General features: G+C 46.2%; 13 protein-coding genes. 6 read left to right on the plus strand and 7 right to left on the minus strand.

Translation table 11 applies throughout. The features are described from left to right. Positions 1–137: 137 nt before the first annotated feature. Positions 138–911 carry a PEP-CTERM sorting domain-containing protein gene (locus tag RIM23_RS23120; protein ID WP_446369707.1) on the minus strand — a complete coding sequence of 258 codons (774 nt, stop codon included), beginning with the start codon at positions 909–911 and terminating at the stop codon, positions 138–140. Between the two features lie 1,089 nt (positions 912–2,000). Between RIM23_RS23120 and RIM23_RS23125 the strand changes: the two genes are divergently transcribed. Both RIM23_RS23125 and RIM23_RS23130 read left to right on the plus strand, forming a co-directional pair. Next, positions 2,001–2,186, plus strand: a complete 186-nt coding sequence (locus tag RIM23_RS23125; RefSeq protein ID WP_446336274.1) for an NblA/ycf18 family protein — start codon at positions 2,001–2,003, stop codon at positions 2,184–2,186. 528 nt (positions 2,187–2,714) lie between these two features. Then, positions 2,715–3,596, plus strand: a complete 882-nt coding sequence (locus tag RIM23_RS23130) for a universal stress protein (protein WP_446369709.1) — start codon at positions 2,715–2,717, stop codon at positions 3,594–3,596. Positions 3,597–3,886: 290 nt separating this feature from the next. Here RIM23_RS23130 and RIM23_RS23135 read toward each other — a convergent pair whose 3' ends face one another. After that, the gene (locus tag RIM23_RS23135; RefSeq protein WP_446369711.1) at positions 3,887–4,885 is read right to left on the minus strand and encodes a GAF domain-containing protein; all 999 of its coding nucleotides are present in this window, start codon (positions 4,883–4,885) and stop codon (positions 3,887–3,889) included. A gap of 170 nt (positions 4,886–5,055) precedes the next feature. Beyond that, positions 5,056–6,849 carry a penicillin-binding protein 2 gene (gene mrdA / locus RIM23_RS23140; protein WP_446369713.1) on the minus strand — a complete coding sequence of 598 codons (1,794 nt, stop codon included), beginning with the start codon at positions 6,847–6,849 and terminating at the stop codon, positions 5,056–5,058. Positions 6,850–7,225: 376 nt separating this feature from the next. Here mrdA and RIM23_RS23145 point away from each other — a divergent pair, with 376 nt between their 5' ends. From RIM23_RS23145 to RIM23_RS23160, 4 genes are all read left to right on the plus strand, one after another. After that, complete coding sequence (locus tag RIM23_RS23145) at positions 7,226–8,359, plus strand: ABC transporter ATP-binding protein (protein ID WP_446369715.1); 1,134 nt, start codon at positions 7,226–7,228, stop codon at positions 8,357–8,359. Between the two features lie 5 nt (positions 8,360–8,364). Then, a complete protein-coding gene (locus RIM23_RS23150; RefSeq protein ID WP_446336279.1) occupies positions 8,365–8,772 on the plus strand; it encodes a hypothetical protein in 408 nt (135 codons plus the stop codon). 2 nt (positions 8,773–8,774) lie between these two features. Beyond that, positions 8,775–9,890 (plus strand): ABC transporter substrate-binding protein, encoded by a 1,116-nt coding sequence (locus tag RIM23_RS23155; RefSeq protein ID WP_446369717.1) that lies wholly within the window; start codon positions 8,775–8,777, stop codon positions 9,888–9,890. Positions 9,891–10,006: 116 nt separating this feature from the next. Continuing rightward, positions 10,007–10,888 carry an ABC transporter permease gene (locus RIM23_RS23160; protein ID WP_446369725.1) on the plus strand — a complete coding sequence of 294 codons (882 nt, stop codon included), beginning with the start codon at positions 10,007–10,009 and terminating at the stop codon, positions 10,886–10,888. Positions 10,889–10,980: 92 nt separating this feature from the next. Here the strand turns inward: RIM23_RS23160 and RIM23_RS23165 are convergent, their stop codons facing one another. From RIM23_RS23165 to RIM23_RS23180, 4 genes are all read right to left on the minus strand, one after another. Further along, complete coding sequence (locus tag RIM23_RS23165; RefSeq protein ID WP_446369719.1) at positions 10,981–12,369, minus strand: amidohydrolase family protein; 1,389 nt, start codon at positions 12,367–12,369, stop codon at positions 10,981–10,983. A gap of 177 nt (positions 12,370–12,546) precedes the next feature. Beyond that, on the minus strand, positions 12,547–12,843 hold the full coding sequence (locus tag RIM23_RS23170; protein WP_446369727.1) for an Mpo1-like protein: 297 nt from the start codon (positions 12,841–12,843) through the stop codon (positions 12,547–12,549). 74 nt (positions 12,844–12,917) lie between these two features. Then, a complete protein-coding gene (locus tag RIM23_RS23175; RefSeq protein WP_446369721.1) occupies positions 12,918–14,498 on the minus strand; it encodes a mechanosensitive ion channel family protein in 1,581 nt (526 codons plus the stop codon). Positions 14,499–14,902: 404 nt separating this feature from the next. Further along, positions 14,903–15,727, minus strand: coding sequence for a M90 family metallopeptidase (locus tag RIM23_RS23180; RefSeq protein WP_446369723.1), 825 nt, complete (start codon positions 15,725–15,727; stop codon positions 14,903–14,905). Positions 15,728–16,008: the final 281 nt, after the last annotated feature.

A 16,008-nucleotide genomic window follows, 5' to 3' on the forward strand; every position in this document is an offset into this window, starting at 1 on the left:
CCCCCTACTCTAGACATGTCGTGCCCCTACTCTAGATCTCGATTAAACGGTTTTTGATTCACACCTTGACATCCTCACCACGCCGTAGTAAGGGTTTGGGAACCAAACCCCTACGGTCGCTAATTGGGGGTCAGCAATTACCGCTTAACAGATTGACGGCGACGGCTGATGAAACCTAGCGCACCTAAACCGAGCAATGCTCCCACTGTACCGGGTTCAGGAACTGACGCTGGAGCTTGCGCTTTAACAACCCAGTCTTGGAAGTCATAGTAGAATTCACCATTAGCAAGAGGGAAGCGAGTATCTTCCATACCGATGAAGTAGTATCCTGGATCAGATACCTCTATGATTGGATTATTTGGGGCTTGATCGGTCAAGCTGGGGAATTTGAAACTGTCTAGCTGAGCCACCCCAAAGGTACGGAACATTGGTGTTCCACTGCCGCTAAAGCCACGCTCCAAAACTCCGAACTGGTATTCAACACCTTCTTCAAAGGTATACTCAACCATACAGGGTGATTTGATTGTGATGTCACAAGTCCCTTGCCAATCATTGATAAAGGCACTGTTAGGGATATCAAAAGAATTGCCATTTGGTTTAGCGGCGGTTGGGTTAGCACCTTCCATAAACAGTGCAGTAAACTGCCCATTCGACATAAAGCCAAAGTCTGAGTAGAATAAGCCTCTGGAACCTAACCCCTTTGGAGCCAATACACTGAATTCGTAGGTTAAGCCATCACCAGCGAATACATTGGTTTTGTGGGGGATTGTTGGAGCTGTACCCGTCACTGGGCTATCTTCAACGATATCAATGCCTAGGAAACTAGCGGCTTGCGCCGGAGCGCCCAAGGAAACTAGGGCAGTAGCTGTAGCAGCCGCGATACTTAGGGTAGAACTGAATGGTAATTTCATAAAAACTCTTCCGTTGCGGGAAACTCCGTGTCTTCAGACCGGAGAGGAACGCGCGGTAGCGGTTTTAACCGCATACCCCCTTTCGGGGTGGAGGGGTATGGTTGCCCCTCCTATTGTCTCCCATTTCTGGGGTAAGGTTAGCCTCGCCAATGTTATCGGTCGGTAACTATCCAAAAAGCACTGTTTCAGTGACCTTAAAACTGTTTAACTTTTCGGTTCTAGAGCAGTAGACTGGCTATCGCATCTACTGGTAGGTCTTTAACTCTTGCCGATAACGTAGTGCGCGTGACACTTAGGCTGGTAAGCATAACCTCAGCTAATTAGCTGAAGCTCCGTGTCTTTAGACCGGGGTTGCTTACAGTATATCCTTAACTGTTAAGGCTTTAATTCTAGATTAGAGCAGATATAAGAATCTAAACTGTGAAGAATTATTGCGGTGTGGGATGAGTTAGGCAGAAGCCGATGAGCTGAAGCTATTCGGAGCTACCCTGTTTTTCTCCCCTGATTACATATTAGACCTTAATAAACTCTCGCCTAGATAATCGTCCACCTCAAGGGGGGTTTTCATCAACTCTTTATCAATTTCCTCATTTATTATGAAGCTTTCATGAAGAAAGACACAACAGCGACAGGAAATCCAGGTGGCTTCAACCCGACAACAGACCTGCCAACTTGATAACCATATATTAAATGATACTTATGTATTAAACGATACTTGTATCTGGTATAACAAACGCTAAAGCATCAAATTCTTAGTAATTAGAGCCGTTTAACTCCAGTATGGCAATGATGTCAAAGTTTGCTGATGTTCAGTAAATATACTCAAGCAACTGTTCACCTTGAGCAGTTTGCTCTCTAAACAAGCTGATACAACTGCCTCAATCCAAGAGCGGAAACTTTTCCCAGGGGTTCTCCATCTTTGGATTTAAGAGAAATCTTCATTTGGAGGTATGGTCAATTTGTCAAACAATTGTTACTATTTTTAATATAGCTTGGGAATCCTTGACCCGTTCACAGAACCTAGCCCTTGCCAAATGGCAGCTTGGGTCATCTGAATGTCCATTGTTTCTAGCATTTGAGGAGATAACCATGTCCCAACCCATTCAACTTTCCCTAGAGCAACAATTTAATATCCGCTCGTTTGAAACCCAGGTGCAGAAAATGAGCCGTGAGCAAGCTCAAGACTTTCTCATCAAGCTCTACGAGCAAATGATCATGCGTGAGAATATGTATAAGGAGTTTCTCAAGCATGAATGGGGTCTAGAACCTAGCTAAAAGTACGAACAGTGGTCCCTATGTAGTGGGCGACCTCCGTCTCTTGCTCGGTTCCTGCGGTGGAAAGGAGCTGGGGATGCTGGGGCGTCAACTAAGCGTAAGGCTTCTGTTAGTTAGGGACTATCGAAGAGTGTCCTTATTGCTGGCTTTAAGATGTACTATCAACCTAAAAGAATTGGATTAGATTAGCTTGAAGTATTCACTCTCTCAAACACACAACGCCACACAAGTGAAAAGGGAGTGCAGCGAATAGGCGGAAATGATTAGCCCAAAAATAATTTAGCTAAATTGAGCGAAAATACTCTTGTCTTCATTTATGATTGGACAGCGAACTGATGTAGAGTTTGGATAGTTTAGATCAGACGGCGTTCAACAATACCATTGTTGACTTGCCTGGTATTGTCTCAAGGAAAAAGCAAAAGTTAATCATAGACATCCTCCAAGCGGTAAGCTTGAATCCGTAAGCAGCCCAACGCCAAACTTGTTTTGACCCTGGGATCTGTGATAAAAAAACAATTCTCCTATCCTATGTTTCAGCGTTGCTTAATTTGCACCGATTTTGCCGACGGTTTGTATCGGTTAGTCGAGTTTGTACCCAGTTTAGCGGCTAATGGTATCCAAAAGATTATCTTTCTCCATAGCGTACCGTTGTGGGAGGAAGGGGAAATTCCCCGGATAGATGAGGAAGGAATTGCCCGCGCTCGCTCTCGCCTGCAAGCTGGATTAAAGGCTATACCAGAGGGCGTGGAGGTTCACATCGAAGTTATCTCAGGGCGTCCTTTAGATAATATACCCAAAGTTGCCAAACGCTACGACGCCGATGTGATTCTGATGGGGATGGAAAGCCGCAATTTTTTACAAGAAAAGCTTTTTGGTAGCACTACAGCCGGATTAGCGAGGAGTTCTACCATTCCACTCCTGATTCTGCGTCCCCAACTGATTTCGACTTATACCTGTGAAGAACTCGATCTGCGCTGTCAACATCTATTCCGCTATTTTCTGATTCCTTATAATGGCGGTAAGGCGTCGGAGTATCTCTTGCAAAAGGTGAAAGCTTATGCTCAAAATCGCCCGGATCGCTCACTCTCTGAATGCTTGTTAATATGGGTGATTGAAGAAGTGGGACGTAAACCCGTATCCAAGGAGCAACAGTTGCAAGTAGTCCAGGAGAAGCTCAAGCAGATTAAAGCTGACTTAGAAGCGCTGGGTTTGCAGGTAAAGACAGAAGTCCGCGTCGGTAATCCTTATCTGGAAGTTTTAGAGGCGGGGACAGTTTTTGACATCAGCGCGATCGCGGTTTCCTCGGAAACAATCGGCAGTATTATTGAATTACCCATCCGTAGCTTTGCGGGGGAGTTGATGCGGCGTAGTTGGCATCCCGTTCTCTTCTTTCCGCCGCCACCGAATTAGAGTCTGCTCCAGGGAGTCTTGTGGAGGGGTAGGGAGCAGAGGGAGCAGGGGGAGCCGGGGGAGCAATGATACATTTTCCCTGATAGCGGTGCAAGGGTATGAAATGGTTTTACCCTATTTCCTTGAAGATGATCCAATGTCCATGCTACTCGAAGCATTGATAGATAAGGGTTTTGAAGTTTTGCAGCCAGCCCGAATTAAGTCAAAGACTTGAATAAAGGGCGACTCCTTACAGAGTGAGTGGACTGGAGTTGTTCATTGATGAGGTGCGGGTCGCCCCTACAGAAGGCTTATAGTAGCTTAGCTAAGCTATGCTGTAGCTGTTTCTCTCGCTGCCTGAGTTCAGCAATCAGCTCATCTTCTCTCAGGACAACACCACCTCGGGTAATTTTTTGATTCGTTTCCAGTTTGTGAGCCAGTTGATGACAGAGCTGACATTTACCTAAGATACCCATAATTGATGGGGCAAACTTGGCAAAAACGAATTCATCTTCCGAGGTAAACCCTTTCTTGTCAATTCGCTGGGATAAGTCTTCGTTATGGTTTGAATTAGGTTTGAGCTTATTAATGAATTGGGCAACAGCAACAACGTCTTTTTGCCGATTCAATAGGGGCCACGCCAGAATCGTATAAGTGCGGTAACCTGTTTTTTTATCCGTTTTCTTCGCTTGTTCTGAACGGGGGTCGTCGTAGACATCAAAGGGAATATTGATCATGTTTGATGAGCGAGCAGCCAGACCAACAATCCCCTTGTTCATTGGGATATCAATGATTAGGGAACCCCCTTTCCCATCCTCAGCAATTAGAGAACCTACTTCCTCCTTGTGCTGATCGATTAAAAAGATACTGGTGCGATCGGCACTCAGCAAGTCTCCCGCTTTACGGGTGATACGACCTAACATTTCACAAAGAGTACGTACCAGATCCTGTAACGCTTTATCAACCGTTACTTTTTGGGCAAACAAACTGGAGTTAAGTTTATTTTCACCCGAATTGAGAGCTAAAGATAAAGAGGTTAACGATGATTCTTTCCCCTCCAAGCCAGCTACTTCTCGCCAATCCAGTCCTAATAGCTGACAAATTTGCCGGAAATTGAGTTGATTAACCGGCTGACCTTTGAGAAAAAGATTATTAATTACAATAGGTAGGGAGCGACCTAACTGTTCAGCTAGCTCTTGCTCTTGTCCGTTACTCTTATATCTCCAAGCTTGTTCGACAGCTTGGATATATTTAGGATGCACACTCAATGTTTTTGACATATAGGAGCAGCGGAAATCTAACGTAATCATACAATAAATTTCCCGGAACTAACATCAGCCAATTGGCGTAAAATGAATACGTTATTTGTCCTAGATAGGGGATTCGTCATGGGGAATCCTTGTACCCACCTCCCCCTGATCCCAGACGTGCCATGGCACGTCTCTACACAGCTCCCCCAGCTCCAAATTCAACACTTTACCTACTGTTTCTTTTCCTCGTCCGGGGACTTGGCATCAAAGTAAGCTTCCAATACCTGTTTAACCATTGGCGCAGCTACGGAACCGCCACCGCCACCGGAATGCTCAGCAAAAGCCACCACAACAATCTCAGGTTTATCAAAGGGAGCAAAGGCACCAAACCAGGCGTGAGGCTTTCCTGGTGGCGCCTCAGCCGTGCCACTCTTTCCAGCTACCGGAGGTAAATGAGGGACATTTAACACTTGCCCCGTACCACCAGCAACCACGGCTCGTAATCCCTTACGCAGGGTTTCTGTAGTTGAAGGTTTCATCTCCATCGGCACTCGCCACTTGTCCACCGGCTCATTGTCCTTAAATAAATGGGGTTTAACTCGATAGCCACCATTAGCCGGAACGGCAAACATGACCGCCACTTGCAGGGGGGTTGCCTGAGTAAATCCCTGACCAATGGACATATTCACGGTATCCCCAACTGTCCATTCCCAGTTAAAGCGCTCCCGCTTCCAGGCATCATCCGCAATCAAACCGGCAGCTTCTTCAGATAACTCAATTCCTGTTGGTTGACCAAATCCATAGTTCCTCGCCCATTCAATTAAAGTCGGTCCACCTACCCCTTTGCCAATTTGACCATGAAACGTATTACTACTCCACGCCATAGCCTGCTGGTATCCCAACGGACCAAAACCTGCACGGTTCCATTCGCCAAAGGATGTACCCCCAACATTCAGTGCCGCAAAGGTTTGCAACACGGTACCGGGGCCATATTTTCCGGACTCCATACCGGCTGTTTGGGTCACCACCTTAAACGTACTCGCCGGTGGAAACCCACGCATCGCCCGATTGACAAAGGGATTTCCTTTCCCTTGCAATTCCTGCCACATGTCTGGGGTAATCCGGCTGGAGAAAATGTTGGGATCGAATGTGGGACGGCTAACCATGGCTAAAACCGCTCCATTTCTGGGATCAATGGCAACAATCGCTCCTTTTTGATTGCCCAATGCGGCTTCGGCTGCCTTCTGAGTCTTTAAATCGAGAGTGATTTGCAGATCTTTACCAGATTTTGCCTCTTTCTCACCCAAAATCCTCAGAACTCGACCCGCACCATCGACCTCCACTTGCTGACCGCCCCATTCTCCCCGCAGGGTTGGTTCAAAGGCTTCTTCAACCCCCATCTTGCCAGCAACATCACCCATGCGATAACCGTCGGCGCGGCGTTGTGTTAGTTCTTGATCATTCAGTTCACCGGTGTATCCCAAAACGTGAGCAGCTACATCCCCATTGGGATAGTCTCTTACCGCTTCGATATCCACCTCTATCCCATCTAGTTGATGACTATACTCCTGTAGAGCGGTGATTTGGGCAGGTGAGAGACCCCGTTCAATTCGGATCAGTGAGGGTGAATTAAAGCCAGCTCGTTCGACCCGTTTTTGAATCTCCTCTTCCGGAATAGTTAACAGTTGGGACAAACGTTGGCGCGTTTGGGGCCATTCGGCTTTTTTCAGCGCCACGGGCCACAAAAACACGGAATGAGACAAGCGAGAACTGGCTAGCACTTTGCCCTTGCGGTCAAAAATATTGCCCCGCACCGGCTGCTTGGGCACCAGCCGAATCCGGTTATTTTCAGCCAGTTGTCGGTTACGTTCTCCCTGAACCAACTGTAAATACGCCAGACGAGAACCCATGGCTCCAACTAGGAACAAGCTGACAATCAGCATGACAATAACCGATTGGTAATTTCGTCCAACGGTACGGGGTGTCGTTTGGCGACCTACGGAATAGGGCTGAACTACGGTCATGGTAAACAGCTTCTCAACTCTCTTGAGTAATTTGTACTTAGTCTAGTGTTGATTGTGACGCTTTTTTCACAAAAGTGGCTTATCTGTCCCCAACTAGGTCGTTAACCCAGTCACACAAGGTGAAATAATAGCGCATCCTTTCCGAGAATGCATTCCCGGGGACGTTTTTGACTAACAGCGTGCAGGATTATGGAGCCAGAGAGCAATGTTCCTACAGGTAACAAGCTATATCTGGGAGCAGTGGAAATTTTAGCGGGTCAGTTATCTGAAGCCACCCCACACAATTAGTAGACAGATAAAATAGACCCAAGTATAAAAATCAGATAGGGTTTCATCGGTCAAATCAGGGCGACTTTGTGTTAGTGAATGAATTATTATGTTTCAACCTTCCGTCAAAGACCAACGCGCTCCGGATATTACGGCTGAGCTTGATGTTGAACTCCGCAAGGTTTTCAAGGTTTTCAACGGCGAGACTGCCGTTCGGGGCATTGACCTGAAGATCCGACGGGGAGAATTTTTTAGCATTCTCGGTCCATCGGGTTGCGGTAAAACGACCACCCTGCGCTTAGTGGCAGGATTTGAGTCCCCATCGGCGGGTGAGGTCTTGATTCAAGGGCAACCTATGAATCAAATACCTCCTCATCGCCGACCTGTCAATACGGTATTTCAAAGTTATGCTCTCTTCAATCACCTGACTGTTGCGGAAAATGTCGCCTTCGGGTTGCGACTGAAAAAGCTCAAGGGGACAGATGTTGAGGATCGAGTCAAACAAGCCCTCAAACAGGTGAAAATGGAGACTTATAGCAATCGATTTCCCGCTCAACTGTCTGGAGGACAACAACAACGGGTAGCATTAGCACGAGCCTTGGTGAATCGTCCCACGGTTCTGTTGTTGGATGAACCCTTGGGGGCGTTAGATTTTAAGCTTCGCAAAGAAATGCAGGTGGAACTGTCCAACTTGCATCAGGATTTGGGGTTAACGTTTATTATGGTGACCCATGACCAAGAAGAAGCTTTGAGTCTGTCTGATCGGATTGCTGTGATGCAGGCGGGGAAAATTGAACAAGTGGGCAACCCCACTGAAATCTATGAACGTCCCCGTACCCCCTTTGTGGCTGATTTTATTGGTGATACAAATCTGTTTAAGGGTCGTTTGCACGCTGCCGATTCCTCTACGCTACAAATTATCACCTCCAGTGGTTTAGAGATGGTGGTACAGTCCCCTGAGGTCAAAGAATGGGGGAGTAACTCCAAGGAAATGGTGGTTAGCGTGCGTCCGGAGAAAATTCGCTTGAGCCTTTCACCGCCTTCCTCAACCGTGAATTGCTTTGAAGGTCGTCTCAAACATGTTATGTATCTGGGAACTCACGTTCACTTGGTCGTGGAACTCCTAACCGGCGATCGCCTGACGGTGATGCTGCCGAATAATACCATGAATAAGCTACCCGAACCCCATACCTCAGTGTACGCCCGTTGGGCAACGACCGATTGTATCGCTTTAGAGGAGTAAATACCATGGCAGAATCAGGAGTACGGTTGTTTTTATCCGAATTGGAGTCCCACTGTAACTCAAGTGCGATCGCGACGTTCCTCAATAGTAATGGTGACTCCTTTGCCATTGACCTTAATCGTCAGGGAAATAAGGTAACCTACGGAACACAGTTGGATATCAAGGAATTCTTTGTCGCCAAACTTTTGGGGGGATGTCAACCCCATGGTTCGTTGATCCTGCGTTCTTTTACGCCTGATATTGACGAATTTACCCAATTACCCATAAAAGAATTACGCGGCTATGTCCTGCAAGGGAATGGGAATGATCTCGAATTTGAGAAACTTCCCCCCAAGATCATGTTTGCCTGTCACAACACTGATGCGGAAACCGGCGAACCTTTGCCCCTAGAACAATCTGTCCGCTATTGCTAAAAATGATTAACCAGCCAACATCCCGAAAACGACCAACCCGCCGTCAGTTTTTACAAGCGGCGGCTTCAACTTTACCCTGGCTAACGCTGTCAGGGTGTGGCTGGAGACTGGCAAATGTGAGCCCTGCAGCGGGGAGTCAAAACGATGGCAATCTGTTATACATTTATACCTGGTCTGGCTATACTGACCAAGATTTGTTAGACCGCTTCGAGGCAGAAACAGGTATTAGAGCGATCGCGGATGTCTATGATTCTAATGAAGCGATGCTGGCTCGACTACAGGCGGGTGGCGGGGGCGCTTACAGCATCATTTACCCTTCGGAGTATATGGTGCAAAAGATGATCAATATGGGGATGTTGCTAGAACTCGAACAATCCCGCATTGAGGGGATCTATCGGTTGTTTTCCCGTTTTCAGGAAGCCGATTATGATCCGGGGAATCGCCACTCTGTTCCCGTCAGTTGGGGAACCACAGGCTTGATTTACAACACCCAGCAAGTCCAACCTCCTCCAGAAGATTGGGACTATCTGTGGGTGTATCAGCAGCAATTGGCAAAACGGATGACCTTGCTTAATGATGTGCGAGAAGTCATGGGCGCGGCGTTGAAAATGTTGGGGTATTCTTACAATTCCACCAACATGGAACATATTCAAGCAGCGTATCAAGCCCTGATGGACTTAAAAAGAGCGATCGCGTCTTTTACGTCCGATGCTTGGCGTCCCCAAATTCTCAGTGGAGATTTGAAAATCGCCATGTGTTATTCTTCCGATGCCACTGAAATCATGCCAGAAAATGAGGATTTACGCTATGTGCTTCCTGAAAGTGGTTCCTCACTCTGGATTGATACCTTAGCTATTCCCAAAACCGCTCCCAATATCGATGGCGCTTACGCTTGGATCAACTTTATGTTGCAGCCGGATGTCGCCGCACGCATCGTCGAACGCCTCAGCTTTGCTACCCCCAATAAAGCCGCCTATAATCTTTTACCTCCCGAACTTAAAAATAATACCAGTCTATTTCCCCCAGAAGAAGCACTGGAACGGTGCGAAAATTTGGAACCTTTAGAAGACGTTGAAGCCGTCTATGAACGCTACTGGACAAAACTAACCAGCTCTTAGTATAAATTCAGGCATTTGTCAATAATTCATAATTTATCATTATACTGTGTCTACCTGTGTCTACCAACAAAAAAATTTCTCCTACCTCCTTACCCAATCCCGCAGCCACGGATAGTATGACTGAACCATCGTTGATAGAAGAACCCACAGGTCAAGGGCGCCGATGGCTAGAACCCTTGGCGTTATTAGGACCCGCTGGACTGTGGCTGTTTTTATTGTTGGTTTTACCAACCCTGGTCATCTTTGAGTTGAGCTTGGTTCCCGATATTAAACCTGGGGATATTGTCAACCCCTCTGGATTGGAGAACTATCTGCGCGTCTTTGAACCGATTAATCTTCAGGTGATGGCGCGATCGCTGTTTTTTGCGGTGGGTACGATGGTGATTTGTCTGATGTTGGGGTTTCCAGTAGCCTACTGGATTGCTCAGATGGCACCAAAGCGTTGGCAGAATTTACTTTTATTGGGGTTTATTTTACCTAATTTTACCTCCTCTCTGTTGCGCTCTTATGCCTGGATTACGATTCTGCGACCCACAGGGGTACTCAATAGCATATTAACGGCGATTGGTTTACCCGCGTTGGAACTTTTAAATACCAGTTCGGCGGTATTAATTGGTATGGCGTATAGTTATTTACCGTACATGGTGTTAATTCTCTATGCGTCTTTAGAAAAATTGGATCAGCGTTTATTAGAAGCGGCGGCGGATTTGGGGGCTAATCCGGTGCAAACGTTTTGGAAAGTAACCATACCCCAAACCTTTTCTGGTATTGCAGCCGGTTCGATTCTGGTGTTTATTACCGCCTTAGGGGATTTTGTTGATCCGGAGTTGTTGGGGGGGGCTTCCAGCATGACGGTATCCCGTCTAATTTACAACCAATTTCTGGGAGCAACACAGAACTGGGGATTTGGTTCAGCGCTGAGTATGGTGTTAATTTTCGCCGTGAGTATTGCGATCGCGCTTTTGATTAAGTATGGGGATATGGAACCGCAGCGCTAGTTCGTTCGTAGTTGCGCTGTCTTCGCCATAGGTGTTCCCCTTTAAGAGACGTTCCTGCGGAACGTCTCTACTAATCAGGTCGCTATCTAGTCTTAAACGCTACCAACCATGAGTTTTTCTGGTAGTGATTGACGCAAACGATCGCCGTATAAGGCTAACGCATTCCCCGCCAACAGCAGTCCCAGATGTTCTCGGTCATAATCGGCAACAGTTGCAGCATCCTGGACACAGCCGTGCAGCACACCATCCCAGTGACCATAATCCCCAGAGAAACAGGTTAAATGCTTACCAATCTCACCCATCGCCACGGGCAAATAAGCAGGACCTGGATCATCGGATTCAAAGGAGGTAAAGATTTGACCCCGTTCAAAATACTCTAAGGGGTCACGGTGACGCAAGTCATAATGTTCATACAAGCTAGCATCATCAATTTTGGTCGGATCATGTGCCGCATTCCACAACAAATCAAACAGGTTTTTCGCCTGAGAGATAATGTTTACATTATCGCGTCCGCCTTTTTCTTGAATCATCAACTTGGTGAATTCCATTAAAGACGGACGATAGGGATGTTTCGGGTCAAAGTCGCGAATCCGCTTTTCCCAATGTTCGTGGAATGCATGGGCTAAATCTGGCACCCAACCACAACCGCCTTCTAAGAAGCCAACCCGTAAGGTGGGAAATTGTTCAAACGCCCCGTCAAATACCATCCGCGCTAATGCCAATTGTTGCTGGTTGCGCTGGACGAAAATATGGTTGAGGACAAAGGTTTCCAGATGATCCGCAATTCCGCCCACCATGTAGGAACCAGGTCCCCCGTGAATCCCTAAGCCAATATTTAAGTCTACCGCCGCCTGTAAAATCGGACGGAAGTCAGGATGGCTAATTGCCTTACAGGTGCGGATTTCGGGAAACGCATCGGGGGCTTTGGGATGGGGAATGGGCATATTTGGCGCAACGGCGACGCTAATCATCCCCAATTCGTTGACGCAGCGATACATTTCCTTAACCGCTTCATCTACATCCTGAAGACAAATAACTCCAATGGGTTTGAGGCGATTATCGTAACCCCGGCAATCATCTGCCATGTAATTGTTGTAGGCGCGGCAGAGTGCGATCGCAAAGTCTTTATCCAGAATACTGGAAAAGATCAGATTCAGCGTACCAAAGATAACATGGACATCAATCCCCTCTTGATCCATGTGTTGAATCCGCACCCGGTTGAACATCGCACCCAATGTGGTGTCTGGATGCAGATTGCGAAAGCCACCTTTACCTAACCCCTGAGGTTGGGGAAACATCCGCAGGAAGTCATTTTTCCCGGTTTCTGGATTAAAGTCGATAATCTTTGCCCGTTGATCACCGAGACTATCAATCACTAAACCGACGCGATCGCGATACTCTGGTTCTAGATAATCCCGCATAATCATCGGATTCTCTAGCTTATGAGCATCCGCATCGATCACTAGCAAGTCTTGATACATTCTCACTCCTCAACTTGTTGATGAAGGTTTAAGTCTTTAATGTTACTAAATGTTACGGATTCGGGCTATGGGAAAAGAAGGCTCCAAGGCAGGAGGCAGATGGCTCGCCTGGGTAGAAGGAAAAAATACCCAAGGGATTTGGTATCACTTATCTCCCAGACGTGCCATGGCACGTCTCTACACCTTCCTGGCGGGGCGCAAGCCAAACCAGTTCTCGAATGACCAAGACAGGGATGCGAGGATGGTTATACCGGGATATTTGCGAAACGCGGGTTCATTCTTCTCAAAGAACGCATGTCCCCCTAAAGCAAAGACTTGGGTGAGGATGAGGCAAACCAAGGTTAAGCGCCAATCATAGAATAGTAGGATTACGGCTGCGATCGCGAGTAGGTTGGTGAGGTGGTGCAGCCTCTGATTGATCGGATGCCGATGAGAGGCGATGAAATGGGCTTTTGCTTCTTGGAAGTTGTTCAACAATGGGACTCTCCTACAGTGACACTCAACTCAGCCAGCTTAAAACATTTTAGTGCCGTGGCACACCTATTAAATTATTCTTCATTTTTAATCGGAGCCGGTAATAGAATACCTTCGGAGCGCAAGGTATCCATAAACATCTTCCGCAGAATGCGCTGGATTAGAATATGCTTTCCTGGCTGTACCTTTGTTAATGTCCGCAGCAACAAGTTAGACTCCCCTAGACTTTCCACACCATCAACTTGTGTGGGTTCGAGGACATCGGGATAATTGGCTTTTAATTCCTGTCCTACCTCTTCAACAACTTGATAGACATGGGCTAAGTTGGCATTATAGGGTATGCAAACTTCTACGACGGCAAATATGTATTCTTTAGAGTAGTTCGTTACCGAACCAATCGCGCCATTGCGAATAATCTGTAATTGACCATTGGGATGTCTGAGGCGGGTGGTTCTCAGTTCAATTGCCTCCACCGTACCCTCGACGACTTTCTCTTCTGCTTTCCCCGCTTCAATATAATCCCCGACTAAATAGTAGTTTTCAAACAGAATAAAGAAGCCACAAACGATATCGTTAACCAGTTCCTGGGCGCCAAAACCTACCGCTAGACCAATAATACCCGCACCCGCTAGGATAGGAGTTGGATCAATATCAAGAGTATACAGGATTGAAATCCCAACGGTGAAATAAATTGAGTATTGCAACATACTGCGAAACAGTGGAATCAGGGTTAAGCGTCTGCTTCTTTGCCTGTCGGTCAAATGTTTCTCTTTAAAGACTAATTCTTCCGCCAGTAAATAAACCACATCATAAAACACTCGGCTCAAGAAGATCAGGGTAATAATTTTGATAATTCGCAGCCAAAAATCGGACAGGTTGGCGATGACTTCAATCTGCTGAGTTACCAGTGTAGCGATGCAGGCGTAGAGAACCAATTCCAAACACCGCTTCAAAAAGGGGATCAGGTGGCGTAGGCGATCGTAAAATCTTAATAGGTTATCCGGGCTAGAGTATCTGATACTGAGAGCATCTAGGATATCCACGATCGCCGCCGTCGCTTTAATGATGAGTAATCCAACCGCGATGATTAAATAGATTCGTAGGGCGACAAAAATATAGTCAGAAATTACGGGGGGTAAATTTAAAAACAGACTACAGCAACCGATTATCCACAGCAAACTCCCCCATTTTATTCTTTTATAAAGTTCGCTAAAAAAAGCATCAATACTTTCATCATCGGTGCTGCTGCTGTCTATATTTTTGGCGCGAGTGTTCCCTATTTCGAGGCAGTATTTGATCAAGGCTAGAGCGATCGCCGCTAAAATTACCGCACCAAGACTTTGAGCCATGCCAACTGCTAAGGCTAGCCAAAATCTAGGTGGAATAAGCCTAATCAGGTCGAGTGTATATTTTTGTAAGTCTTTCCCTTGATAGATCAGGAAACCATTAACACCGACAATCAAAATACACAGCACCAAGCAAGTCAGTAGTAACAATCCGGTGATGTTCCGACGCATGATTTTGACTTGTGGAGCGCTGATATTAAATAGTGGGTATTTAATCAACAGCTTTGATGACTGACTCACAAGCCAAGTCAAAACCAAGAAAATGACAATTACCAGACTGACTTCAGCCAAAATAATTAATGCGTTCATATTTTTTCCTCAGCAACACTACCCTTGACTATTTATTTATGATTATATTGGCATATTTCTTCATGTCATTTGGCATATAAAAGCTTAGCCGAGTTTTCGGCATGAATAAAATAAAGGTTATTTACTTATCCTTTTATGGTAGCAAAGAATGGCATGTTTGATAGTTTTTTAAAGTTTGCTATTATCCAGAGATGTTTTGAGAGCATCCCAATTTTGCAGGTTAGCTGTTTTAAAGGCGCTGAAACCATTGCAGGCAGTGCCGTGACTTTGGGGAATGCTTTTTCCAAAACGGATGCTCCAGATGTCTTCAGCTCCTCTAGTTCGGAGCCATTGTCCTATGAATTGGACGCTCACCCTATACCTCCTATTCTGAGAATAGTACAAGATCACAAAGCCCTTGTCGTTCACGTCCACTCTAGTGGGTCTAACTTATAATAATGTTTCAATTGCCGATAAAGCGCGGTATGTTTCCTCGCCATTTGCTCAGGTTTTTCAAAGAATGTCTCTGTCGCTACAGCAAAAAATTCGGCTGGTTCAGTCGCACCGTATTTATTCATCACTGTTTTTCTACCGCGTTGAGCATCACGTTGTAATTGCTGATACTCTTGGGTAAATACCTGCGCCCACGCCCGATAATCAGCCTTAGAGTCCAGCTTCGGTACACCGTTAATCATACCATCGCCTTGATCGAGCTGATGAGCAAATTCATGGAGAACCACATTATGTCCATCCTGGCAATTCTGGATATCATATTCGATTTGCTCCCAGGACAGGACAAGTTGATCTCGCGTCCAAGATTCCCCCAGTCTCACTTCATCTCTTTCTTCTACGACATAATCACTGATTCGCTTCGTCGGTTTGACCCGATACGCGCTAGGATAAACAAGGATTGAAACCAAATTGGGGTAATAGTCACCGCTATCATTCAGTAAAAGCAGACAAGCTTGGGTAGCAATTGCCAGTTTGATTTCTTCCGTAATCTGTAATCCTCCACATCCAATAAACTGTTTTTCGGCTAAAAAAAGAGTAATGTAACCCTGGAGTTTTTGTTGTAAGGATTGAGGGAGACGGTGATAAAATAGAAAGTTTTGCTCGATAAATGTTTGCCAACGCCCAGGAAAAGGTTTATTTCGGATACGGTTACGTCGCCATTTAGTCAAAAGTGGACTTAATAGAACCCCAGCACAAATCCCAACAATAATTACTAAAACAATAATAGCTTCAAGCATATATTTATTGTAAGTTTTAGTCCTTATCCCCAGTCACTCTTCATCCCCCCATCCCCCCTAGCCCCCCTGTGAAAGGGGGGTAGAAAGGGGGGTATACAGGTGGTATAAGGGGGGGTATCAAGGGGGGTGTGACGGGGGGGGCGAATGGGGGGGGGGAGTGGGGAGCAAGAAGTAAGGTTAATTGATAACTGAAACACCAGGAAAACATGTATAATTACAACGGGTACGTCATCAATGACTTTCCAATCATTATATACCTCAGACGCGATCGCAGATTTTTG

It is taken from the genome of Coleofasciculus sp. G3-WIS-01, from assembly GCF_040223135.1.
In the GTDB taxonomy this organism is placed as follows: Bacteria; Cyanobacteriota; Cyanobacteriia; order Cyanobacteriales; family Coleofasciculaceae; genus Coleofasciculus.

Coding starts and splice junctions, on each gene's coding strand:
- RIM23_RS23120 (WP_446369707.1), bottom strand. CDS start 911: ATGAAATTACCATTCAGTTCTACCCTAAGTATCGCGGCTGCTACAGCT.
- RIM23_RS23125 (WP_446336274.1), top strand. CDS start 2,001: ATGTCCCAACCCATTCAACTTTCCCTAGAGCAACAATTTAATATCCGC.
- RIM23_RS23130 (WP_446369709.1), top strand. CDS start 2,715: ATGTTTCAGCGTTGCTTAATTTGCACCGATTTTGCCGACGGTTTGTAT.
- RIM23_RS23135 (WP_446369711.1), bottom strand. CDS start 4,885: ATGATTACGTTAGATTTCCGCTGCTCCTATATGTCAAAAACATTGAGT.
- mrdA (WP_446369713.1), bottom strand. CDS start 6,849: ATGACCGTAGTTCAGCCCTATTCCGTAGGTCGCCAAACGACACCCCGT.
- RIM23_RS23145 (WP_446369715.1), top strand. CDS start 7,226: ATGTTTCAACCTTCCGTCAAAGACCAACGCGCTCCGGATATTACGGCT.
- RIM23_RS23150 (WP_446336279.1), top strand. CDS start 8,365: ATGGCAGAATCAGGAGTACGGTTGTTTTTATCCGAATTGGAGTCCCAC.
- RIM23_RS23155 (WP_446369717.1), top strand. CDS start 8,775: ATGATTAACCAGCCAACATCCCGAAAACGACCAACCCGCCGTCAGTTT.
- RIM23_RS23160 (WP_446369725.1), top strand. CDS start 10,007: ATGACTGAACCATCGTTGATAGAAGAACCCACAGGTCAAGGGCGCCGA.
- RIM23_RS23165 (WP_446369719.1), bottom strand. CDS start 12,369: ATGTATCAAGACTTGCTAGTGATCGATGCGGATGCTCATAAGCTAGAG.
- RIM23_RS23175 (WP_446369721.1), bottom strand. CDS start 14,498: ATGAACGCATTAATTATTTTGGCTGAAGTCAGTCTGGTAATTGTCATT.
- RIM23_RS23180 (WP_446369723.1), bottom strand. CDS start 15,727: ATGCTTGAAGCTATTATTGTTTTAGTAATTATTGTTGGGATTTGTGCT.